20 protein-coding genes are annotated in these 22,039 nt (G+C 70.9%); 7 read left to right on the forward strand and 13 right to left on the reverse strand.

Going from position 1 to position 22,039, the window contains the following annotated elements; all coding sequences use genetic code 11:
* The coding region (locus tag AB1578_05420) for a response regulator transcription factor (GenBank protein ID MEW6487342.1) at positions 1-580 on the forward strand (580 nt) is incomplete at its 5' end.
* A gap of 31 nt (positions 581-611) precedes the next feature.
* Here AB1578_05420 and malQ read toward each other — a convergent pair.
* Genes malQ through AB1578_05435 form a run of 3 tightly spaced genes read right to left on the reverse strand, consistent with a single transcriptional unit; the run spans position 612 to position 4,445 of the window.
* Positions 612-2,813: a 4-alpha-glucanotransferase gene (malQ, locus tag AB1578_05425; GenBank protein MEW6487343.1), complete on the reverse strand. Its 2,202-nt coding sequence runs from the start codon at positions 2,811-2,813 to the stop codon at positions 612-614.
* Positions 2,810-3,241, reverse strand: coding sequence for a flavodoxin domain-containing protein (locus AB1578_05430; GenBank protein ID MEW6487344.1), 432 nt, complete (start codon positions 3,239-3,241; stop codon positions 2,810-2,812). Before AB1578_05430 ends, malQ begins: the two co-directional genes overlap by 4 nt.
* 4 nt (positions 3,242-3,245) lie before the next feature.
* The gene (locus tag AB1578_05435) at positions 3,246-4,445 is read right to left on the reverse strand and encodes an FAD-dependent oxidoreductase (GenBank protein MEW6487345.1); all 1,200 of its coding nucleotides are present in this window, start codon (positions 4,443-4,445) and stop codon (positions 3,246-3,248) included.
* 429 nt (positions 4,446-4,874) lie between these two features.
* Here AB1578_05435 and AB1578_05440 point away from each other — a divergent pair, with 429 nt between their 5' ends.
* From AB1578_05440 to AB1578_05465, 6 genes are all read left to right on the forward strand, one after another.
* Positions 4,875-5,951, forward strand: coding sequence for a rhodanese-like domain-containing protein (locus tag AB1578_05440; GenBank protein MEW6487346.1), 1,077 nt, complete (start codon positions 4,875-4,877; stop codon positions 5,949-5,951).
* Between the two features lie 2 nt (positions 5,952-5,953).
* The gene (locus AB1578_05445; protein ID MEW6487347.1) at positions 5,954-6,496 is read left to right on the forward strand and encodes a YeeE/YedE thiosulfate transporter family protein; all 543 of its coding nucleotides are present in this window, start codon (positions 5,954-5,956) and stop codon (positions 6,494-6,496) included.
* Complete coding sequence (locus tag AB1578_05450) at positions 6,493-7,029, forward strand: DUF6691 family protein (protein MEW6487348.1); 537 nt, start codon at positions 6,493-6,495, stop codon at positions 7,027-7,029. The genes AB1578_05445 and AB1578_05450 overlap by 4 nt, the downstream gene beginning before the upstream one ends.
* Positions 7,030-7,129: 100 nt before the next feature.
* Positions 7,130-7,660, forward strand: coding sequence for a hypothetical protein (locus AB1578_05455; protein ID MEW6487349.1), 531 nt, complete (start codon positions 7,130-7,132; stop codon positions 7,658-7,660).
* A gap of 105 nt (positions 7,661-7,765) precedes the next feature.
* On the forward strand, positions 7,766-8,125 hold the full coding sequence (locus AB1578_05460) for a hypothetical protein (protein ID MEW6487350.1): 360 nt from the start codon (positions 7,766-7,768) through the stop codon (positions 8,123-8,125).
* Between the two features lie 7 nt (positions 8,126-8,132).
* Entirely contained in the window at positions 8,133-8,630 is a 498-nt protein-coding gene (locus tag AB1578_05465) for a hypothetical protein (protein MEW6487351.1), read from the forward strand.
* Between the two features lie 99 nt (positions 8,631-8,729).
* Here the strand turns inward: AB1578_05465 and AB1578_05470 are convergent, their stop codons facing one another.
* The 10 genes from AB1578_05470 to AB1578_05515 form a co-directional block, all read right to left on the reverse strand.
* On the reverse strand, positions 8,730-10,046 hold the full coding sequence (locus AB1578_05470) for a hypothetical protein (GenBank protein ID MEW6487352.1): 1,317 nt from the start codon (positions 10,044-10,046) through the stop codon (positions 8,730-8,732).
* 18 nt (positions 10,047-10,064) lie between these two features.
* A complete protein-coding gene (locus tag AB1578_05475) occupies positions 10,065-11,543 on the reverse strand; it encodes a rhodanese-like domain-containing protein (protein MEW6487353.1) in 1,479 nt (492 codons plus the stop codon).
* Between the two features lie 520 nt (positions 11,544-12,063).
* Positions 12,064-16,167, reverse strand: coding sequence for a hypothetical protein (locus AB1578_05480; GenBank protein ID MEW6487354.1), 4,104 nt, complete (start codon positions 16,165-16,167; stop codon positions 12,064-12,066).
* 24 nt (positions 16,168-16,191) lie between these two features.
* Positions 16,192-16,494, reverse strand: a complete 303-nt coding sequence (locus AB1578_05485; GenBank protein MEW6487355.1) for a hypothetical protein — start codon at positions 16,492-16,494, stop codon at positions 16,192-16,194.
* A gap of 32 nt (positions 16,495-16,526) precedes the next feature.
* Positions 16,527-17,384 carry a hypothetical protein gene (locus AB1578_05490; GenBank protein ID MEW6487356.1) on the reverse strand — a complete coding sequence of 286 codons (858 nt, stop codon included), beginning with the start codon at positions 17,382-17,384 and terminating at the stop codon, positions 16,527-16,529.
* A 13-nt stretch (positions 17,385-17,397) separates the two neighbouring features.
* A complete protein-coding gene (locus AB1578_05495; protein MEW6487357.1) occupies positions 17,398-18,720 on the reverse strand; it encodes a hypothetical protein in 1,323 nt (440 codons plus the stop codon).
* A gap of 251 nt (positions 18,721-18,971) precedes the next feature.
* Positions 18,972-20,642, reverse strand: a complete 1,671-nt coding sequence (locus AB1578_05500; GenBank protein ID MEW6487358.1) for a sigma 54-interacting transcriptional regulator — start codon at positions 20,640-20,642, stop codon at positions 18,972-18,974.
* A gap of 1 nt (position 20,643) precedes the next feature.
* Complete coding sequence (gene nusB, locus AB1578_05505) at positions 20,644-21,078, reverse strand: transcription antitermination factor NusB (GenBank protein MEW6487359.1); 435 nt, start codon at positions 21,076-21,078, stop codon at positions 20,644-20,646.
* Between the two features lie 7 nt (positions 21,079-21,085).
* The gene (gene ribE / locus AB1578_05510; protein ID MEW6487360.1) at positions 21,086-21,553 is read right to left on the reverse strand and encodes a 6,7-dimethyl-8-ribityllumazine synthase; all 468 of its coding nucleotides are present in this window, start codon (positions 21,551-21,553) and stop codon (positions 21,086-21,088) included.
* Positions 21,554-21,662: 109 nt separating this feature from the next.
* On the reverse strand, positions 21,663-22,039 hold a 377-nt coding region (locus AB1578_05515), incomplete at its 5' end, for a GTP cyclohydrolase II (protein MEW6487361.1).

The following is a 22,039-nucleotide window of genomic DNA, read 5'->3' on the forward strand; positions in this document are numbered from 1 at the left end:
GCCGGAACACCCGTTCTCCCTGGTGGTACTCGACCTCATGCTCCCGGGCCTGGGGGGGCTCGAGGTCTGCCGGCGCATCCGCGCGCTGGACCCGCGCCTCCCCGTCCTGATGCTCACGGCGCTCTCCTCGGAGGCCGACCGTGTGAAGGGCCTCCGGCACGGCGCGGACGACTACCTCACCAAGCCCTTCAGCCTGGAGGAGTTCCTCCTGCGGGTGCAGGGCATCCTGCGCCGCTCCGCCTGGTACAGTCGGCCCGTGGATGCGGGGAGCTCGTTTTGTTTCGGGGAGAACCGGGTAGACCTGGGCTCGGGCCGGGCGGCGACGCCCCGGGGAGAGGTGGCGCTCACGGAGCTCGAGCTCAAGATGCTTCGCCTGTTCGTCGCCCGGGAAGGGGAGGTTCTCCCCCGCGCAGACCTCCTGGAGTCGGTGTGGGGGATGCCTCCGGAGAGCGAGACCCGCACCCTGGACAACTTCGTGGTGCGCCTGCGCAAGTACTTCGAGCCCGACCCCTCGGCCCCCGTGCACTTCCTCACGGCGAGGGGCAGGGGCTACCGGTTCGTGGGCAAACCAGCCCCCTGACCGCCGTCGCCGGGCAGGTTCCCGAACGGGATCATCCAAGGGGGATGGCGTCTGAGCCGGGAGGGCGTCCCCGGCCCTGTCCCCAGATGGCTTCGGCGATGCGGCGGGCTCGGGGGAAGCGAGACCACTCCTCCACGGGCAGAAGGCACTTGCGGCGCCAGTTCGGGTGCTCGGAGAGGGTGCCGGGAAGGTTCTGCATCTCGCGGCCGCCCAGGAGGTCGTCGAGGTTGGCAAGGAGGAGCGCCGCCGGCGTCCGGGCGAGGAAGGCGTGCACCGAACCGGCCAGGGCCTCCAGGGCGCTTTCGGGCACCTCGTGGGCCGGCGCGACCCCCGGGGGCAGGAGGCCCTCGGCCGCCAGGGCGTCCAGGAGGCGGAGGCAGTCCCACCGGCGACCCTCGGCGTCGCCCCGCTCGGCCTCGGGGGTGGGGTACTGGCGCAGGCGCGCCTTCACCTCCAAATCCCGGCCCAGCCAGAACCCGTCCACGGTGGGCAGGTCGTGGGTGGCCACCGACACCAGGGCCTGGCGCGGGTACTCTCCCGGTGCCCGGTAGCGGCCGTCCCCGTGCTTCTCGAAGATGAGGAGCCGGTAACCGTAGAACCCCGAGGCCGCGAGCGCCACCCGGACCTCCGGGGGGATGGTCCCCAGGTCCTCCCCTACGATGGCACACCCGTGCTCGCGGGAGAGACAGCGAAGCACCGCCAGGAGCTCCTCGGCCCGGTCCTCCACATAGGCGCCGGCACTCGCGGGCAGCTCCCCCGGCACCCAGAAGAGCCGCCACAGGGCGAGCACGTGGTCGATGCGCAGGGCCCCGGCCCGCCGGGCGCTGCGCTCCACCGTGTCCCGGAGGAAAGCGTACCCGGTCTCCCGGTGACGGTCCGGGATCGGGGGCGGCACGCCCCAGCGCTGACCCATGAGGCTGAAGGGGTCGGGAGGGGCGCCGGCCGAGGCCCCGAGGGCCAGCACGTCCTGGTATACCCAGGCGTCCGCGCCGCAGGGGTCGACCCCCAGGGCGAGGTCGAGGTAGAGCCCCACGGCCATCCCGAGCTCCCGAGCCCGGGCCTGGCACCGGGCGAGCTGGGTCTCGGCAACCCACTGGAGCCACGCGCGGAAGCCCACCGCCTCCTGTGCCCGCGCTGCAAAGGCCCGCACCGCCGGCGCGTCGGGCTTGCGGTAGGCTGCGGGCCACTGGGGCCAGGGCCGGGTTCCCCCCTGCTCGCGGCCCAGGTGCTCCCGCAGGGCCTCGAAAGCCGCGAACTCCTCCAGGGCCTGGCCTTGTGCCCGGCGCCAGGCATCGAACGCGGCGCGGCGCCGGGGGTTCCCTTCCCGAAAGGCGCCGAAGCACAGCTCCAGGGCCCGGCGCTTGAGTGCCCAGGCGGCCTGGTGATCCACGAGTTCCGTTCCCCGCAGCCGCTCCTGCTCGGCCCGGGTCTCGGGCGCCTCCAGGAACGCGGCGGCGGCCGGGGCCGCGGCTTCGGGGAGGGCGTCCACTGCGATGTGCAGGGGGTTGAGCCAAAGCCGGCTCGATGGGTAGTAGGGGCTCACGCCGTAGGGGGGCTCGTTGAAGAGGGCATGGAGCGGCAGCACGCCCACGATATCCGCCCCCAGGTCTGCTGCCCACTCCACGGCGTCGAGGAGGTTCCGAAAGTCCCCCACCCCCCAGTTTCTGGCGGACCGCAGACCATAGAGGGGGAGGTTTACGCCCCACAGGCGCCCGCCCCGGGCGACGGGCTCCGGTTCGTGCCCCCGGGCCGGGGCCACGGCGCACAGGGTGCGTCCGGTGTCCTCAAGAAGAGGCGACGAGAGGCAGACCTGGAGCTCGTGGAGCCCGGCTGGCAGCGGCGGGGAAAAAGCGACCGGGAGGGTGACCCGGCCATCGGGCCCCTGGGCCGTTTCCGCACCGAGGAGGCGAACCGGCACGTTGCGGCCGCGCACGGAGACCCGCACCTCCCACGCGGCCTCGGAAGGCGGGGCCTGGAGCCGCAGGACCTGCTCCCCCCCCTCCGGCAGCACGGTCACGGGCTCCACGAGGCGGCGGGCGGGGGCGCCTTCCCGCTCCCGGAGCTCCCGCTCGAGCGCTTCGGGGCTGGAAACGTCTGCCCCCAGGGACCGCAGGAGCGCCCGCAGGGTCTCGGGTCCGGCCGGGTGGTAGGCCCCCCACAGGTCGTGGTACCCGGGGAGGATGCCGCAGGCCTGGGCGAGCCGGGCCAGGAGAGCTGGTTCCTGGTCCGTCACGGGGCGAAGACCAGCTTCATGCCGAAGGCGCGGCACCCGTCGAGGTCGGCGTCCTTCACCCCCTGCCGGGCCCGCAGGGGCTCGGCCACCATCTTCATGCCGCACTCCCGCTCCAGGCGCAGAGCCACGCGGTACGGCCCCTCGCCGCTCCACCCGTAGGACCCGAAGGCTGCCGCGTACTTGCCGGTGACGCCGCTCGCCGCGAGGCGGTCGAGGAACGCCGCGATCTCGGGCACCTCCTTGGCCTCCTGGGTGGGGGTGCCCACCGCCAGGGCCTCGTAGGGAGCGAGCACCGACGGATCGGTCACCGCATCGGCCCGCAGGAGTTGCGCCTGCCCTCCCATGGCCCGCACGCCCTCGGCGATCGTGAGGGCCATCTTTTCGGTCTCTCCGGTTCGGGTCGCGTAGACGACGGCCACCTTCCTCACGGCGTCACTCCTCCTGCCCGGGGCGCCCCTTGGCGTCGAGCCAGGCCTGAACCATGAAGGAGGCCACGGTGCCCTCCCCCACGGCGGCGGTGATCTGCTTGGCACTGCCGGAGCGCACGTCCCCGGCGGCGTAGACCCCCGGGACGCTGGTCGCGAGGGTTGCAGGGTCGGTGCGCACGAACCCCTGGCCGTCGAGCTCCACGGCACCCGAGAGGAAACCGCTGTTGGGCACCAGGCCGATGAAGACGAAGACGCCGTCGCAGGGAATCTCCCGGCGCTCCCCCGTGGCCAGCTCCTCCACCGCCACCGCTTCCACCCCCTCCACACCCCGGATCTCCACGACCCGCTGGGAGAGGAGCACCTCCACCCGGTCCAGGGCCCGGACCCGCTCCTGGAGCACGGCGGTGGCGGTGAGGTGGTCCAGGAGTTGGACCAGGGTGATGCGCGCGGCGAACTCGGCCAGGTGAATGGTCTCCTGGAGGGCGGAGTTCCCCCCCCCCACCACGACCACGTGCTTGCCCCGGAAGAAGGGGGCGTCGCAGGTGGCGCAAAAGCTCACCCCCCGCCCGATCAGGCGCTCCTCGCCGGGCACCCCGGTGCGGCGGTACACCGAGCCCGGGGCCAGGATGACGCTGCGGGCGCGGCAGGTCTCCCCGCTCGCCACCACCTCGAGGAGGGGCTCGCCGGGGCGCAGGGCGGTGACCTCCTGGAAGGTTCGCACCTCGGCCCCGAAGCGTTGGGCCTGGCGCAGGATGCGCTCGGTGAGCTCGGCCCCGGAGACCGGATCGGGAAAGCCGGGATAGTTCTCGATCTGCCCGGTCACCGCCGCCTGGCCGCCGGGCAGGCCCTTTTCGAGCACCAGGGTGCGCAGTCGCTCCCGGGCCGTGTAGATGGCGGCCGTGAGCCCCGCGGGACCGCCCCCGACCACGACCACGTCGTACACGTCGAGGGCGTCGGGCACCGGCACCCCCAGCACCTCGCTCAGGTCCGCGTCGGACGGGTCGGCGAGAAACCGGCCGTCCACTTCCAGGGCGGGCACGTCCAGGGTGCCGCCGCTGGCCGCCCGCAGGCGCTCGGCACCGGCCCGATCCTCCTCGGGGTTGACCTCCCGGTACTCCCGCCCGGCGGCTTCCAGGAATCTCCGCACCCGGTGGCACCTGGCGCACCACGGCACCGCATACAGGGTAACGGGGTTGGGACCCATCCTCACCTCGCCGTGGTTCGCCCGTTGCCTTGCGCGGGGACACATGCCCCGGCGCGCGGCACAAGCTACCAGAGCGGCGGGTTCCAGCAAACCCCCCTCCCGCAAGCCGCGGTGGGGTGGCACGGCCAGGATCCACCGTCAAACCTTGGGGTGGGGTCGGGGGGCCCTGTAGCGTAGCCGCGCGCCGCATCGACCGATCGGCGACACCCGGTGCAACCGGGTGAAGCTCGGCGCACCTGTTCCCCGGAGGAAACGCCTCCAAGACACCGCGGATTGCGCGGCGGAGCGGAAGGGTCCCCCGACCCCGCTCACCACCCAGGCGGTGGATCGAGGACGGTTCACCGGGTTGACTCGAGTAAATCCTGTGGCACAATCGCGCGGGAGTTCGGTCCAAAGCCGAAACGAACCGCGATCGGGAGGTGGAAGCTCATGAGGCAGACGCACTGGATTCGCTACGGCGTCATCGCAGTCCTGCTGGTGCTGGGGGCCTTCTGGGCGCTGGCGTCGGCTCGGGCGGGGGCGCAGGAGTACCCCGGAGGGCGGTTCCTGGCTACCGGAGCGTGGCTTCGGGCCCATCTGGGGGACCCCAACCTCGTGGTAGTGGACGTGCGCACCGACAAGGACTTCGACGGCAAGGCCATCCCGGGCGCGGTGCGCATGCCCTGGACGCTCTTTCGCTACGACGACCCCTCCCGCGGGCACGGGGACATCTTCGTGGGCACCGTGCGGGCCCAGGAGATCCTGGGGACCCACGGCATCGCCCGCACCGACACGGTGGTGCTCTACGACACGGCAAAGAGGGACGGCGGTGCGCTCTCCTCCTATGTCTTCTGGGTGCTCGACCTCCTGGGCCACCGGGAGATGAAGGTCCTGGAGGGGGGCCTGGACGGCTGGCTCGCGGCGGGGGGCGAGACGGGCGACGCGCGGGTGCCAGAGGCGCTGCTGTACCAGGCCCCGGCGTCCGAGATCCGGCTGCGCCGCATGGTGGACGCCGCCTTCGTCCAGGCCCGCCTAGGCGATCCTCACTACCAGATCGTGGACGTGCGCTCCCGGGAGGAGTACCTGGGGGAGAAGGCCAGCGAGGGACTGGGGGGCGAGCCCCTGCGGCTGGGGCACATCCCCACGGCGGTCAACGTGGATTACCGCAGCCACTGGGCAGACCCCGAGACCAAGGCCCTCAAGACCTACGCCGCGCTCCAGGATCTCTACCGCGGCCTCGATCCCGCCAGGACGGTGATCCCCTACTGCCATTCGGGCCGCCGGGCCTCCTTCACCTACTTCGTGCTGCGCCTCATGGGATTGGAAGACGTGGCCATGTACGAGGCCTCGTGGTTCGAGTGGGGAAACCCCAGGACGTTCTTCCCCATCGAGTTCGAAGAGCGGGTGCTGACCGGCGAGCGGCCCGGCACCCCCGTGCGCAAGGCCGACGCAAGCCGAGCGCCCGCAGCGGGTCCGGGGGCTGCCCCCGCTCCCGCCAAGGGCGGATATGTTTCGTGTGGAGGGTGACGATGGACGGGAACACCCCTCGAACCGAGAAGGTCTTCTGGGGCTGGGTGCCTTCCTCCTTCGCCCTGGCCGGGATCATCCTGTTCGTCTTCGCCACCTTCGGACCGCCGGCTTCCTCGAGCGGCTTCGTGACCACCCTGAAGGGCGTCCTGTCGCAGGTGGCCCCCGGCTACGCGGCCGCCCACGAGCACTACCGCATGATGCCGGGGCCCGGCTCGTGGCTCATGGCCTTCGTGCTGGGAATGGCTGCCGGAGGATTCGTGGGGGGCCGCACCTTTGCCCGGCCCCTGCGGGACGTGCCCGCTCTGTGGGAGGCCCGGTTCGGCCGCGGCGCTCGCTGGCCCCGCTATCTTGCCTGCTTCGCGGGAGGATTCCTGATCCTCTTCGGTGCCCGGCTGGCGGGCGGGTGCACCCTGGGACTGTTCATTTCGGGCTCCACCCAGCTCGCCGTGAGCGGGCTCTACTTCGGCGTGGTGATCTTCGCGGTGGCCATGGCCGTGGCGCGCCTGGTATACGGCCGGGCCGCCCGGGAGGTGTCGCGATGACACAGGTCTGGCTGGGACTCCTCTCGGGCCTCGCATTCGGCTTCGTGATCCAGCGCGCGGGCGCCACGGACCCGGATCAGATGGCCCGGGCCCACTTGCTGCTCGACGGCCGCCTGCCCCGGTTCATGGTCCTGGCCGTGGCGCTGGCCTCGGTGGGGCTCCTGGGCCTCCAGGCCGCCGGACTGGGGCGGACGATGGTGCTTCCCGTAAGCCTCGTCGCCACCGGGTTCGGAGCGGTGATCTTCGGCATCGGGTGGGGGCTCTGCGGGTACTGCCCGGGCACCTGCTGGGCCGCCGCCGGCGAGGGCCGGATGGACGCGATCTTCGCCCTGCTGGGGGGCTTTGCAGGCACCGCCGTCTTCGCCCATTTCCACGAGGCCCTCATTCCTGCCCTGTACCTGCCCACGAGCCTCGGGCCCCTGTCGCTCGCTGACTGGCTCGGGCCGGTCCCGGCCGTGGCGGTACTGGCTGCCGGTTTTGGGCTCTGCGCCTGGGGCATGGGCCGCGTGTGGGGCCGCGGTGAGGAAAGCTGAGGGGAGTCCCCTGCGCCGGGGTCTTGTGCGCCTCGCCCCCGCAATTGCGGCCGCTGCGGCCCTGGTCTTGGGATCTGGGTGTACGGGGGGACCGGGAGAGGTGCCCCTGGAGGTGCCCCGGGGCTTCGCGCCGCGGCTCGAGGTCCCTTTCGAGGGGCACCTCTACGGGTTCGGGCCCTTCGTGGGGTACTACTTCCGCCCGGAGGACCCCGCCGACCTGACCCGGCTGCGTTTCGCCTGCTTCAACGAGCGGGGATTCTACGCCTCGGATGCCCCCGTCAACGCCCTCCTCTACGAGGGAGAGGCGGTGCTCGCCCGGCTGCCCGGGGCAGGCTTCGAGCTCCCCACCGCGGGGGACCGCATCGAGCCCGTGTTCTTTCCCGACGCCCCTGCGGCCTGGCTCGCGACCCGGCCCGAACCCCGGGACCAGTTCCTCCACTTCCACTCGGCCTACGACGCCTCCGGCCCGACTGTCGTGGGCTACTGGCTCCGCCACGTGGCCGCCCGCGCCTTCACCTACGACATGGGCGGCCGGGTCGGCCCCGGAAGTCCCCTCTACCACCGGGTTTCTCCCGGGCCCGACCTCTCCTTCCCCTCCATCGTGGAGTTCGACCGGGGCCCGGAAGGGTAAAGGGGGTTTGGTGGTTCTTGAGCCAACCCCGGCCTTGGCATCCCCGGTCGCTTCCGGTAGATTGGCCGCCCCCCAGGCCACCTCGTAACGGGATGCGAGGCAACGATGCTCTTCGAAACGTACCGCAAGTTGAGCCAGCGCGACCGGGCGCTCGTCGACGGCCGCCTCATCACCTATCACTTCTACGTAGGGGGGCTCACGCTGCTCGTGCTGGGCTTCGCGGGCCTGAGCCAGGGGGAGGGGTTCGCGTGGGCGGTGGTGGTCTTCGGGTTCGCCAGCCTGGCTGCGGGGGTGGGGATGCACCTCCTGCACCGGCACCTCGTGCACAGCTTCAACCGCGACGCCTACCTGGCCATCGTGAGCGCGGTCCTCGGCCACTACCGCTATCCGCTCCTGCCGGCGATCTTCACCGTGTTCGTCGCCTTCAGTCTGTTTGCGACGCTCCTGTACCTCGTTACCCACTAGAACGTCGGTGTACGACCCCGCCGAATTCGCCCTCGCCGGGCCCGGCGACTTCCTGCGCCTCGACAGCCGCTGCGCAGATCTCCTGCGGGACTTCTTCGCCTGGCTGCAAGGCCACGAAGGGGACGGGCTGCCCCTGGAGCAGGCCAACGCCGCCGCCCACGCGGCGGACCGCTACCTGCGGGACTTCGTGGTGGACGTCCAGGAGACGGGCCCGACCGACGCCGACCCCACTTTGCCCCGCCGGTACCTCGCCAACTGGTACATCGTCCACACCCTGGAACCCACCCACGACGAGATGGTCCGGATTCGCGACGCCCTGACCCGCCTCTACCGGTTCCTCGCGGTGCGCCGCCTCCTTTCGGAGACCGCGGCCGAGGCGGCCGCCGCCTGCCTCGCGGACGCCGCGTACTTTCGCGACCGCCTGGAGAGCTTCTGGGACCTGACCCCTGAGGCGATTCCGGCCTGGCGCGCGGTGGACGACTACCGGCGAAGGCCCAACGGGTGAGAGCCCACGCAAACGAAGGCCCGGGAGGAGCACCTCCCGGGCCTTCGCATTCCATGGATCGGTAATCCGACCCGCTCCCCAGGGAGCGGGCCGCACCGGTCAGTTGTCGGTGGCGAACCGGATTTGGGTCGGCTGGATCACTCCGGCGTTGGCCGCACGCTGGTCGTCGTGGTAGGCGGCCGGCACCCAGCCTTCCGCATCCTCGACCGCATCGGTCAGCCAGTACGTCCCGTACTCCGGGCCGTGGCAGTTCCCGCAGCGGCTGGGGTTGAAGGTGGCGAAGGTGGCCGAGGCGAGGCCCGCCACGTTGCGCTGGATGTTGTGAGGCGTGGCGTACTTCCAGGTGGGCAGCGCCGCGACGTTCGGGATGAGCCCGTCGATGGGGTTCTCCCGAGGATACTGGAACACGTCCCGGTCGATGGGGGCGTGGCGCAGCACCGCGAACTTGTACGGCTTGTCGGGGCGCGGGTTCTTCCCGATCCGGAAGGCCATGAGGGCATCGGGCATGGAGCCCTCGGGCCGCACGGCAAGGGTCGGATCCCCTTCGTTGATGCGGTAGTAGGGCAGCCCCGTGTTGCCCACGTCGATGTCCGTATGGCAGCCGAAGCAGTTCTTGTACGCCTGCGCGTGGCAGCTCTGACACGCCATGGCGCTGAGGTGGCTGGCCAGGTGCAGGTCGTTGGAGCCCACCAGCGTCCCGTGGCACCCCTCGCAGCTCGGAGCGGAGGCGACGGCGTACCGGTCGTCGGTGCCCGCTGCCGGGGCACCAGCCCCGTGCATCTCCTGCCCCGAGTGACAGAAGGTGCACCCCATCGGGTACCCATCGTCGTTGAGCTCCTGGGTCTTGGCGAAGTGCACGTCGGGCTCCAGGGGTGCCAGCCCGAGGCCGTTGTTCTCGATCAGGTGGTTGTTGAGGCCGAAGAACTCGTCCTTGACGCGGCTTCCGTGGCAGGCGGTGCAGTTGCGCTCCATGTCGGGCGTCTTGCGGAAGTTGTGGCCGTTGAGCAGACCGCCTCCCGCGAAGTTGGGCACCGACACGTGGCAGTGCCCGCAGGCCGAGCGGCCTTCGTCGTTGGCGATGTGGCACTTCGAGCACTGCTCGTCGAACCGCGCCCGCGATTCGGTGCCAGGGGTGAAGTCAAACCCCCGGTCGGAGAGAATCCTCACGTAGCCCCCGATCGTGGTGTGGAGGCTGCCCTGGGCGGAGGTCACGATGGCGCCGTGGCAGCCGGCGCAGACGTCGGAACCGGGAATCGGCTGCCACGTGCCCGCGTGGGCGGCGCTGCGAGCGCCGGCGGTGCCGACGCCTCCGTGACAGGTGGTGCAGGAAAGCTCACCGTGGGTGCTGGCGAGGAAGCTCTCGGGGAACTGGGCGAAGCGACCGTCGTGGACCCAAACCTTCTTTTCCGGCAGCACGGCCGGTACGGAACCCCCTCACCCTTCGCCGGCGGAGGGTGGGGCCACCACTCCCGCCGGCGGAGTCTTCGTTCGATCGTAGAAGATCGCACCGAGGCTCGTGTGGCACCCCGCACAGTCGGCCGGGGGTGCATAGGCCGCCAGGTCCCCGAGATCCCCGGCCCCACCGTCGTCGATCGGGAAGTCCCAGGACCGGTTTCCGGCGTCGAAGTTGGCGAGCTGGCCCGAGCCGACGGCGGCCGAGGTGTTCCAGCCGTTGATGCCGTAGAGCATATTCACAGCGTCGTAGCCCAGGATGCCGAGGGCCATGGTGGCGATGGAGCCGGTGTGGCCCGTGTAGCAGTAGACGACCGTGCGTGCGACCGGGTCGACGCCCGTTGCCCGGTCGAGCTTGGCCACCTGCTGCCAGGGGATGTTGAACGCGCCGGGGATGTGGCCGCCGGCATAGTGCGCCCCGCTGCGCACACTCAGGATCGGGGGGTCGTTGGTGGCGTCCGCGTCGTCCAGGAGCGCCGCAAGGTCCACCGGCGTCATCTGGAGCTCCTGCTGATCCGGAAAGCGGGCAAAGTACGCCTGCGCAAGCCGGAGGATCTTCTCCTCCAGGCTCCCGGCGCCGGCAGACCACGTGGGATAGAGGTGGCTTCCCGCCGGGTTGGCGGTGGTCTCCGTATCCCGGTTCACCCGCACGGAGCCCAGGTCGTCGTCGAAACGGCGTCCGTGGGACAGTTCCGCGTCGTAGCTCCACCCCATCATCCCCATGAAGATGGCCCGGGAGCGGGGGTGGGGGGCGGCTGGGTCGGAGATGCGCACGGCGTTGATGAGGAAGCTCGCCATGTTGCCGTCGCCGCCGTAGTAGGAGGCGACGATCACGTCCTTGTCCGCGGGAATGCCCGAGGTGCCGGCAAGCATCCGCGCCGGGAGGTCCAGCAGGGGCACGTTCACCGCCCCCGGGATGTGCCCCTTCGCGAAATCCGCGGCGTCGCGGGTGTCGAGGATGAACGGGTCGTTGTCCGGGTTGGCGTCGAAGAACAGCGCGAACGCGTCCGTCACGTTCACGGTGTTGTAGCCCAAGGCCAGCACGGAATCGAGGCGGGCGGCCACCGCCGTGAAGTCCTCGCCCGGCTCGGCGGCGAGAATGGTGTAGCCCTCCGACGCCACCGCCGAGGCGTTGCCCGAGGCGTCCACGGCGAAGAACTTGAGGACCGTCGTGACGGCGACCTCGATGGGCGCCGTGAAGGTCTCGCTGGCCGCGGTGGGCTCGGAGCCGTCGAGGGTGTAGTAGATGACCGGGTTCGCGTCGCGCTCATCCGTGGCGGCAAGGGTCACGGCCTGGGGCGCATCGTAAGCCCCGCCGGCAGGGTTGGCGCTGACCACGGGCGCCACGGTGTCCGCGGGCCTGCTGCTACTGCTGCCGCAGCCCTGCATTGCCAGGGGCACGGCGAGAGCGACGGCCAGCCAGGCGACCGCCCGCGCTCTCGAGAAGCTCTCTCGTCTCACGATCGTTCCTCCATGGGAAGTCGGGGGATGTTTGTGGGCGCCGACGCCTGGCCTGGGCGCACCTCCTTTCCGCAGATCATCGGCCGCACCGGGTGGCCGCCGGACCGCCCACGGGGAACCCCCGGGGCGGTCCGGCTGTGCTAATGTACACTATCACGACCAGCCATTTCATAGAGCAAAATCAGTGCCGTCTCTGGCGGCCGGAAGCAGGGGACGCCAAGTGCACAGAATCACTCATTGTATTTCGCCATGCTTCGCCGGCGCCGGATGGAATGTTTCAATCCTTCGTTCCAATGTGTTTCAAGCCAGAAACAAAGCCGCACAACCACCGGAAATCGCTTCCAAATACAGATGCAACGGCCTGGTCTTCAAGCACAGGAGACGGCGCAGGGCTGCTCCCCGATCGCGGACGGGGGGCCCCGCTCCCTTCTCGGGGGCCGCCCGCGAACGCAGAAGAGCCCGGGAAACCCGGGCTCTTCTGCGTTCAGGAAGTGACGCGGCGGGGCCGCACGGTTACGCGTTACTTGCGGCGCAGCGCCAGCCCCAGGGCCGCGAGCAGGCCGGCGGCGAGCCAGCCGGCAGAGGGCGCTGCCGCCCCCAGGGCCTGGACGAAGCACTCGGAGGAACCGCTTCGGCTGGAGCCCACGTCGCCGGGCACCGACGGGTCGCCGTCGGAGGACACGCCCGTGAGCTCCGCGATCCGCCGCGGCGAGTAGCCCAGCACCTCCCAGTTGGTGGCCAGCCGGGTGGTGGGGGTGAGCACCGCCAGGTACTCCCCCTCCACGCCGGAGGTGACCGGCGGGCTGAAGGACGCCGCCGCCTGGCTGGCCGTCACGAAGGCGCTCCCCATCTCGAAGCTCGCGCTGCGAAGCGCGTACCCGTCGGCCCACACGTCAGCCACGAACTGTCCCGCCTCCGCCTTGGCCAGGAGCTCTCTGGAGTAGAACTCCCAGTGGAAGAGCGGCATGCCGCTCGGCCCGTAGTCGGGCACCTCCACCTTCTGGGCAAAGACGCTGCGGTCCGGGTCGTGGCAGTCGGCGCAGAAGAGCGCGTCGGCCCGGCTCACCCCGTGGCCCCCCAGGGTGACCCCGTTGGACCAGGCGGGGTAGTTCTGGACGATGAGGGGGTTGACGCCGCCCATCTGGGCGAGCATCGCCTGCACTTCGCTCCCCGGGGGCGCCGCCATCACCACGAGCTGGTCGGCGCTGAGCCCCGCGGTGGAGTACATCCCCTTCATCTGGGCGGCGGTCATTCCGTAGGCCGAAGGGTCGAAGCCCATCTGGAGCATCATGTCCAGGAGGCGCCCCATGCCCACCTCGACGGCCTTGCGAAGGTCCTTCACCGCCAGGGGCCGGGCCAGGGGCCCCTCCTCGTCCCACCGCACGATCTTGCCGGCGGCGTCGAGCTTCCCGAGATCCTGGTACCAGTTGTAGCCGAAGGTGTACTTGTCAAAGAAGAGCAGGTTCGGGAACTGGGCCATCTGGGCCATGGCCGCGTAGGAGGGGTACCGGGGTGCGTCCGGGGTCACGGTGGTGCCGACCATGCCCGTGACCGGATCCACGGCGAACTTCGAGAAGTCGAAGTCCGCGTCCATGAACCCCAGCGCCTTGTACTGGTCGGCAAACATCCGCATGGCGGCGAACATGGAGTAGACGTTGACGCCGTCGGGCCCCATGGGGCTCTGCCCGGCGGGCAGGCCGATGCCGAAGAAGCGCCCGTCGAAGGGCAGCGGGTTGATGATGGTCTTGAAGGGCCAGATCTTGGGCGCCGCGCCGGTGTTGGGGTTGGGAACCGGCAGCGACTGGGCGAGGAACGTGGTGAGCCCCGAGAAGGGCATGTAGATGGGCCGCTGCTTGTACCGGTTCCAGAGCTGTTCGTTGGTGGAATCGCTCTGGTTGCCCTCCTTCTTGGTGTAGAGCTGCACCGGGCGGTTGTCCGCCCCGCCCTTGGCCAGGGCGAGGAAGCCGCCGTCGGCCCACACGGTGGTGGCCGCCCCCGACGTCCAGGGGATGTGGCAGGTCTCGCAGGCCAGCGCCCCCAGGTGCTCCTCGATGCGGGCGTTGCGGTGGATGACCGGCGCCGTGTGGCACTTGAGGCATGAGGTGTCGTTGTCGGGGCCGTTGACCGGGTAGTCGCTGGCGAAGATGTCGCCGTTGACCATGGCGCCCCGGTTGAACTTGTGGTCCCGGGCCTCGTGGCACTCGAGGCAGGGGTTGCCCTCGAAGGACCGCGAGGCGTAGTGGGCGTCGAAGGCCGCGTCGGGGAGCTCGCCCCGCTTGTAGTCGGTGCGGCCGTGCTCGTGACACCGCAGGCACATGTGGTCGGTGGGGGTGCGTACGATCGAGGCCAGGGCCTCGCCGGACCGGTCCTGGCGGATGCGCTGGGGCCGGCCGTTGACCGTGCCGAAGCCCAGGTTGGGGCTCATGGGGCCCAGGGGATCGTCTTCCAGCGTGCGCCGCAGGTCGTAGTCGTAGTGCTCGGCATGGCACACGAGGCAGTCGGTCCCCGAGAGCATGAGGGCCCGGGCGACTTCCGGCCCGGCCTGCAGGGCGATGAAGCCCTCCATGAGGGTGTTGTAGTAGTTGGTGTGGCAGCTCCCGCACTGCTGGGCGGGGGCCCCTCCTTCCGCGGCCGCGGTGGCGGTACTGTCGTAGCCCGTGGTGATCATGTTGAGCAGCATGTTCGAGCCCACCAGCGCGCAGGCCCGGTCGAGCATGCCGTGCTTGCCCCCGCCGGGGAAGAAGAAGTTCTCGTTCTCCACCACCGAGCGGCTGGCGTAGTGGACCGTATCGCGAAACGCCTCGACCTCGCCGGGGTGGCACTGGGCGCAGGTGTTGGCGCCCTGGGCGGCGTAGCTCACGATGGCCGCGTGGATCGTCTCGGCGCGGTCTGCCGCCACGGTGCCGAGCAGGCGGGTCTCCTCCTCGGCCGAGAAACCCGCGGCCCGCAGGATGGTCTCCCCGGTGGCGGCCTCGGCCGCAGGGTCGAGGAGCCCGTTGGCCCCGATGTTGCGCGTTGCCAGGAACCGGGTGGCGTCCCGGATCTGGGGGTTGGCGAGCGGGCCCTCCCCCGGGCGGTGGCAGTCGGCGCAGCCCCCGGCCCCCAGGGCGCGGGCGGCGGGCGCCACGTTGTGGTTGATGGAGAAGTTGTGATCGCTTTCGCCGTGGGCGCCGGGAACCTCCACCAGGTTCTCGGCATCGTCGAGCCCGAGCACGGTCTCCCCCACGTACACGGGCGCCGGGTAGGTCGGGTGGGTCGCCCCCGGGGCGACGCCCTTGTGCTTGAGCTGGACCAGGAGCTTTCGGATGTCTTCCGGCTCGGAGACGCTCGGCCGCGTCGCCGCCCCGCCGGTCACCAGGTCCACCGGGACCGCCGGGCGCAGGAAGGGGGTGGGGCTGGCCTGGATCGCCGCGTAGGCCGCGGAAACGTGGCGCAGGATGATGGGCTGGACCTCACCGTTGTCGTGCAGAATGCCCAGCCACACCGAGGTCTTGGCGCCGTAGGGGTAATAGCGCTGGGGCCGGGGCCCCCCGGGGCCGTCGGGGTCGTACTTCTTGAGGAACGGCCGCCAGGTGAGGCCCGGCGTGATCTGGTTCACGTCGGGGGGCCAGGCCTGGGTCTTGCCGTCCCGGAACATCCAGATCTGCTGCCCGCTCGACATGTCGATGAGGTAGCCCATGTTGTCCTGGATGCTCGGGATGTGGCACCCCTCGCAGGAGATGGCGTCGAGGTGGAACGTGGCCTCCCCGAAGTACGCCCCGTGGACGGCCTTGGCGGCAGCCACCTGGGCCGCCTCGTCCTCGACAGGGCCGCCGAAGTGGCAGTGGGCGCAGGGGTTCACCCCGTAGGCCATGGTGCCGTCCAGGTCGTCGCGCACGGTGCCCACGCCCTCGTAGCCCTTCCCGATCTGGTGGTCCAGTGGCTCCTGGGCCATGCCGTGGCAGTCCAGGCAGTGGACGCTCCCGTTCTTGTGCACGTCCTTGGCGGCGTTCCAGTCGAAGCCGCGCTTTCGGCGGTCGGAGGGGCCGTGGCAGAACATGCAGTTGGCTTCCGGCGGCCGTGTCTGGATGAGTGCACCCGAGAGCTTGCCCTGCGCCGTGAACCGGCCCGGGGCGGCTTTCGAGTAGTCCACCGTCGGCAGCGGATCCCCGTCGTTCCAGACGCCCCGGGCAAAGGGGATCTGGGGGGTCGCGTTGTAGTCGTAGGAGTAGACCCGGCCGGAAACGGTACCGAGCCCGGCGCCCACCGTGGGGGCCCACTGGAAATTCCGGTACGTGAGCTGGGACCAGCGGCCCGAGAAGCTGTACCCCGGCAGGTGGCACAGGAGGCAGTCGGCCTCCACCACCCCGGACCGGCTCCACCGGCTCTTGCCGGCGGCCGGCCCGTTGAGGGTCCAGAAGTCTCCGTCGAAGGCGGGCTGGGCGGCTTCGTCGAGCTCGTCGTAGCGCAGAGAGCCCCGGGTGCCGTCGGGATTTCTCGCGTACTCGCCCAATCCGCCGCCCGGGTGGCAGGCGCCGCAGGGAGTCACGTTGATGAGGTTGGCCGGGTCGAGCCCTCCCCGGCCGAAGAAGTCGTAGGCGCTCAGGTCGATGGGGGCCGAGCTCTCGTTTGCCTTGGCGGCCAACTGGCCGCTAGCGCTCGCGGGGGGTCACCACTTGCCCACCATCCCCGGGGAGTGGATCCAGGGCTTGGCCTCGTTGTACCGGTCGGAGATCACGTCGAAGCCCTGCTGGAAGTGGTAGCCCTGGGTGATGCGCTCGTAGTCGTGGCACCCGCCGCAGGTCTGGCGGGGACTGTAGGGGACGGTGCTCGTGGCAGGGTCGATGGGCGCCCCGTCGTAGCCCCGCAGGGTCACGTCCTGGTGGGCGGACGCGAACGGCGCCGCGGCCAGCACCAGGGCCGCGGCCCCGAGCCCGCCGGCGGCGAGGGTCTTCCAGATGGTTCTTCGCATGGGCTTCCTCCGTCAGGGTGGGGACGCTGGGGTTAGAACCCGCGCGGGTGGCAACCCGCGCAGAAGCTTCGGTCGTGACACACCGCGCAGGAGCGGGTGCCGCCCCGCTGGGCGGCCAGCCGGGCGTGGCCGGGCTCTCCGCCGGGGGGAGAGAGGCGGAATCCCGCCCCGTAGTGGCTCGGGGGCCGCATCTGGTGGCACCGGGAGCACTCGGCCGCCTGGTGGCAGGTCTGGCAGGCCCCGCGGTCGAAATCGGCTGCGATGCCGTGGCCGGAGTTCTTCCAGGCCGGGTTGTGGCTGGCCGGTCGGCGGGTCTTGTGGCAGTCCTGGCACCCGGTCTCGGTGTGACACCAACTGCACGAGGTCTCCGCCCCGCGGGACGCGCTGCCGTGGACCTTGGGCCAGGCCGCGCCGTGGGTGGCCGGCCGGGCGTCCGCCCGCAGGACCTCGTGGCAGGTGGCGCACGCCTCGGGTGCCGTGCGGCCGTCGTGGCACGCGAGGCACTCGGCCATGGCCGGGAGCCGGGGCTCCCGGGGCGCGCCGCCCCGGCTCTCGGTGCCGTGGCAGACGGCGCAAGCGGTCTGGGCGTGGGGCTCGTGGTCGAACCCCACGTCGGCGTAGTTGGCAGGCCGCGTTTTCGGGGCTTCGTAGGTCCCCCGGGGGTGGCAGGTGCGGCACGCGCCCGCGGGCTTGGCCTCGTCGATCTCGTGGCAGGGGGCGCAGGATCCGTGATTCGCCCGGGCGGCCCCCCGGTGGCACTCGGCGCAGGACGCCTCTGTGGCGTGCTGCTTGTGGGAGAAGCTCAGGGTGCGAAGTCCCGTGACACAGCCAACCGCCGCAGCCAGGGCGCCGGCCGCAGCGAGGGAGCAGAGGAGGGGGTAAAGGCGCATGGGGTCTCTCCCGTCAGAAGGCGAGGTGGAGCCGGGCCGTGAGGGCGTGGAGGGCGTCGATGCCCCCCTGGCGGTAGAGGTCGTCCACCTGCCGCTCGTAGCGCAGGTGCAGGGTCGCCGGGTCCGACACCCGCACCCGCGCCCATACGTCGAAGCCGCGGCTGTCCCGGGGCGCCCCGTCGGTGTCGTAGGCCTGCCGGTTCACTCCGGCCCCCAGGGCGTGGCCCCGCCACCCCTGCTGGGCGCGCAGGGCAAAGCCCCAGAGGTTGTCCTCGGTCAGATCGGCCCGATCCCGGTCCTCGACCCACCGTACGGCCTCGCCGTCGATCCGCAGGCCCGTCCACGGCCACTCCGAGAGGTCGACCAGGAGGGCTCCCTCGCGGAAGTCCACGTTGTAGGCATCCTCGTCGGCCTCGTCGACCACGTTGTGGTGGCGAAGCCGCACACCGACTCCGAACCGGCTGCGGAAGAACCCCTGGCGCAGGGTCGCGCGATAGTCCGCGTAAGGATGGAGCTCGCCCAGCCGCAGGCCCCCGACCTCGAACTCCTCGTCGGAGGTGTAGTCGTAATCGAAATCGTGGCCGAAGGTGCGCTGGTACCCGAGGTGAGCCTCCGCGCCGGCCCAGGGGTAGAGGTGCAGGGCGAGGGAGGCGTCGCGGGGGTCGGCGTCCACCATGCGCCACGCGGCCCGGGCGGAGCCCAGGCCTCCGAGCTGCTGGAGCCAGGAGGCCTCCATGGAGTTCTGGATGTAGTAGAGGCTGCGCAGCTCCAAGAGCGACCCCGGAAGGGGCCGCAGGCCCAGGTTGCCCCCATAGAGCGAGTTGGGCTCGGGGTCCCGGTAGAAGTCGGCGCGCCGGCCCCCGAACACCTCCAGGGTGGCCCAGGGGCAGGGGTCCAGGCGCACCAGGCCGCCGTCCAGGGTGGCGGTCTCGGCGCTCCACACCTCGAAGCGCCCGGCGGTGGCCCGCAGCCAGCGCCCCGGCACGCGGTAGGTGAGGGCGGCCCGGTACAGGCGCAGGTCGTCCCGGCGGGAGTAGGAGTCCAGGTTGTCCTTGAAGGGACTGTCCTCCGAGGTGCCGTCCAGGTCGGCCTCGTAGAAGAGCAGCCCGGAGAAGGACAGCCCCTCGATCCCCGCGCGGGCGGCGTCGAGTCCGAGGCCCACGGAGAGGTCCTGGTCCCGGGTGTTTCCTTCCCCGTGGCGCTGGGCCCACTGGGTCCGGTACTCGGTGGAGAGGTCCACCCGGACCCCGCCCGAGGCCAGGGCGCCCCCGGGGCCGGACAGAATCAAGACGGCGAGGCCCAGGGCGGCGGCGCTCCGGGCAACGGCTCTTCGCATGGATGGGCTCCTCCTGTGCGGCGGCGTGGGATGCCTGGCGGCAGCGCCCGAGCCTGTGCAAGAAGGAAGCCAAAACCTCAGGGGGACCGGGAAACGCGGAAGACCGCCTTGCGGCGAAGGTGCGGGCGTGGCGGGAGAGACCCCTGGAAAACAACTGTTCCAGAAGACGTTTCAGAATGTTGCAAGAGAGAAACGCAGCGCGAAAAACACTGAACGAGAACGCCTTCTCCGTGAAACGGCCGAGGGAGGCTTCAGGTGCGCAGGCCCCGGCGGGGGTTGCGAATGCCCAGGTCGCGCATGCGCCGCCACAGGGTGGTGCGGCTCAGGCCGAGCTGGCGCGCCGCCTCCCCCTTGCTCCACCCCGCGGCTTCGAGGGCGGAGAGGATCTCCCGGCGCTCGGACCCGGCCTCTGCGTCGGCCTCCCCAAAGGGCGTCTCCCCCCGGACGATGTGCTCGGGCAGGGCCTCGGTGGTGATGACATCGCCCGCGGTGCACACGAACGCGTGGGCCAAGGCGTTTTCGAGCTCCCGCACGTTGCCCGGCCAGGGGTAGGCCTGGAGGACCCGGTAGACGGAGGAGGAGACGATCTTGCGGCGCCCCTCCCGCAGGGTGAGCCGCTTGAGGAAGTGGTCCACGAGCAGGGGCACGTCCTCGGCGCGCTGGCGAAGCGGCGGAAGCTGGATGGGCACGACGCACAGGCGAAAGTAGAGGTCATCGCGAAACCGCCCCTCGGCCACGTCCTTGCGCAGGTCGCGGTTGGTGGCGGCCACGACGCGCACGTCGGCCTTGCGGGGGCGGCTCTCCCCCACCCGCTCGAACTCCCCCTCCTGGAGCACCCGCAGGAGCTTGACCTGGAGGGCGGGAGAGGTCTCGCCGATCTCGTCGAGGAAGAGGGTGCCGCCGTGGGCTGCCTCGAACCGGCCCGGTCGGTCGCGCACCGCGCCGGTGAAGGCGCCCCGCACGTGGCCGAAGAGTTCGCTCTCCAGCAGGCTGTCGGCCAGCGCCGCACAGTTCACCTTGACGAAGGGCCCGTCCTTGCGGGCGCTCAGGTCGTGCACCGCCCGGGCCACGAGCTCCTTGCCCGTGCCCGACTCCCCCAGGACGAGGAGCGAGACCTCGCTGGGGGCCACCGTCTCGATCTTCTCCAGCACCCGGCGCAGGCTCGGGTGGTTGCCCACGATGCCGTGCGCCCCGGCGGGCCCGCCGATCTCGGCCCGCAGCCGGTCGATCTCCGCGAGGTCGCGCAGCACTACCACCGCGCCCGCCACCGACCCGTCGGGGTCGCGAAGCAGGTTCGCGTTGACTCCCACGTGGATCGGTCGGCCCCCCTTGCCCCGGATGACCATCTCGCGCTGGTGGAACCCCTGGCCCCGCTGGATCATGGCCTGGAACGGGCACTCCGCCCCGGGGGGGGCCTGGAAGACCTCCCGGCACACCCGGCCCACCACCTCGGCCTCCGCAAAGCCGGTCATGCGCTCGGCCGAGAGGCTAAAGGCCATGATGCGCTCCTGGGCGTCCAGGGCCAGGACCCCCTCGTTGAGGCTGTGGAAGACCGCCTCCAGGATGGTGGTGCGCTCCCGGAGCTCCGCGAGTCCGTGGGGACCCGGCCCCCCGGAGCACACGAGCACCGCGTCGCCTCCGACCGACGGCACCAGGGAAAACTGAAAGACCCCCACGCCCCCCCCCGTGGCGAGCCGCCGCTGGGCGCTGCGCCCCCGGCTGAGCTCCTCCCACAGGGGGCCGGGGCCGGGGGGAGAAGCCCGCTCCCATTCCTCCAGGTGCGCCGGGGCCGGTGACGGGGCAAACAGGCTGCGAAAGGCAGGGTTGCCCCACGCGATGCTCCCCGCCGGCCCCAGGAGGGCGGCGGGTTGGGAAAAGGCGGAGAGCAGTTCGGTGAGGGGGGGGGCTCGCCGGGTGGTCACGTCACCCCTTTCGCCCCTGGAGCTCCTCGGCAGCGCGACTGCCCCGGGCCACGGGGTCCAGGATGCCGTTGACGAAAGCGGGGGACTCGGGAGTGCCGAGCTCCCTGGCGAGCTCCACGCTCTCGTCCACCACGACCGGGGCGGGCACGTCGGGGCAGCGCAGGAGCTCGTAGGTCCCCAGCCGCAGGATGCTGCGGTCCACCCGATCCATGCGCGAGAGCTTCCAGTGCCGGCTGTGCCGCTCGATGGCCGCGTCCACCGCAGCCCGGTGGGTCCAGACTCCTTCCACCAGCCGCCCCAGGAACTCCCGGTCCTCCCCCTCCCCCAACTCCGCCCAGACCACCTCCGCAGCCTGGAACGGGGTGAGCGCCGGGTTCATGTCCAGGGCGTACAGGGCCTGGGCGGCCAGGCGCCGGGCGGCGTGGCGGGAACCCATGGGGGGCTCAGTCTTCCGCGCGCAGGAGGTTCACGGTCTCCACCGCGGCCATGGCCGCCTCCCAGCCCTTGTTGCCGGCCTTGGAACCCGCCCGCTCGATGGCCTGCTCCAGGGTGTCGGTGGTGAGCACCCCGAACGCCACGGGGACCCCGGTCTCCAGGGCCACGTGGGCGAGGCCCTTCGAGACCTCGGAGGCCACGTACTCGAAGTGGGGCGTGGCGCCCCGGATCACCGCCCCCAGGCACACCACCGCGTCGAAGCGGCCCGAGGCGGCAAGCTTCTTCGCCACCAGGGGGATCTCGAAGGCGCCGGGCACCTTGTAGATCCGGATGGCGTCCGGGTCTCCGCCGGTGCGGGCCACGGCGTCCACGGCCCCCTCCACGAGCCGGTCGGTGATAAAGCTGTTGAAGCGCCCGGCCACGAATGCGAGCCGGAGCCCCTGGCTGGTGAGCTTTCCTTCGATGAAGGCGGGCATGGGTGACTCCTTCTCGAGTTGGAAGGCGTGAAACGTGAAGCGTGAAACGTGAAGCGACACCCCCGTCTCACCTCTCACCTCTCACCTCTCACATTTCACATTTCACATTTCACATCTCACGTCTCACGGCCCCCAGCAGATGTCCCAGCTTTTCCCGCTTGGCCGAGAGGTAGCGCTCGTTTTCGGGCCGGGAGGGCATCTCGATGGAGACCCGCTCCAGCACTTCCAGGCCGTAGCCCTCGATGCCGATGATCTTTCGGGGGTTGTTGGTCATGAGCCGGAGTTTCTTGACCCCCAGGTCCACCAGGATCTGGGCGCCGATGCCGTAATCGCGAAGGTCTGCCTGGAAGCCGAGCTCCTCGTTGGCCTCCACGGTGTCGCGCCCCTCGTCCTGGAGGGCGTAGGCCTTGAGCTTGTTCACGATCCCGATGCCGCGGCCCTCCTGGTGGAGGTAGAGGATCACGCCGCGCCCCTCTGCCTCGATGA

It is taken from the genome of Thermodesulfobacteriota bacterium (genome assembly GCA_040756475.1).
Classification (GTDB): domain Bacteria; phylum Desulfobacterota; class Deferrisomatia; order Deferrisomatales; family JACRMM01; genus JBFLZB01.

Bases quoted from the DNA above. Each gene is read 5' to 3' on its own strand.
- ribE (MEW6487360.1), bottom strand. From the start codon at position 21,553: ATGCCCGCCTTCATCGAAGGAAAGCTCACCAGCCAGGGGCTCCGGCTC.
- AB1578_05460 (MEW6487350.1), top strand. From the start codon at position 7,766: ATGCTCTTCGAAACGTACCGCAAGTTGAGCCAGCGCGACCGGGCGCTC.
- AB1578_05490 (MEW6487356.1), bottom strand. From the start codon at position 17,384: ATGCGCCTTTACCCCCTCCTCTGCTCCCTCGCTGCGGCCGGCGCCCTG.
- AB1578_05435 (MEW6487345.1), bottom strand. From the start codon at position 4,445: ATGGGTCCCAACCCCGTTACCCTGTATGCGGTGCCGTGGTGCGCCAGG.
- AB1578_05440 (MEW6487346.1), top strand. From the start codon at position 4,875: ATGAGGCAGACGCACTGGATTCGCTACGGCGTCATCGCAGTCCTGCTG.
- nusB (MEW6487359.1), bottom strand. From the start codon at position 21,078: ATGGGTTCCCGCCACGCCGCCCGGCGCCTGGCCGCCCAGGCCCTGTAC.
- AB1578_05485 (MEW6487355.1), bottom strand. From the start codon at position 16,494: ATGCGAAGAACCATCTGGAAGACCCTCGCCGCCGGCGGGCTCGGGGCC.
- AB1578_05450 (MEW6487348.1), top strand. From the start codon at position 6,493: ATGACACAGGTCTGGCTGGGACTCCTCTCGGGCCTCGCATTCGGCTTC.
- AB1578_05495 (MEW6487357.1), bottom strand. From the start codon at position 18,720: ATGCGAAGAGCCGTTGCCCGGAGCGCCGCCGCCCTGGGCCTCGCCGTC.
- AB1578_05445 (MEW6487347.1), top strand. From the start codon at position 5,954: ATGGACGGGAACACCCCTCGAACCGAGAAGGTCTTCTGGGGCTGGGTG.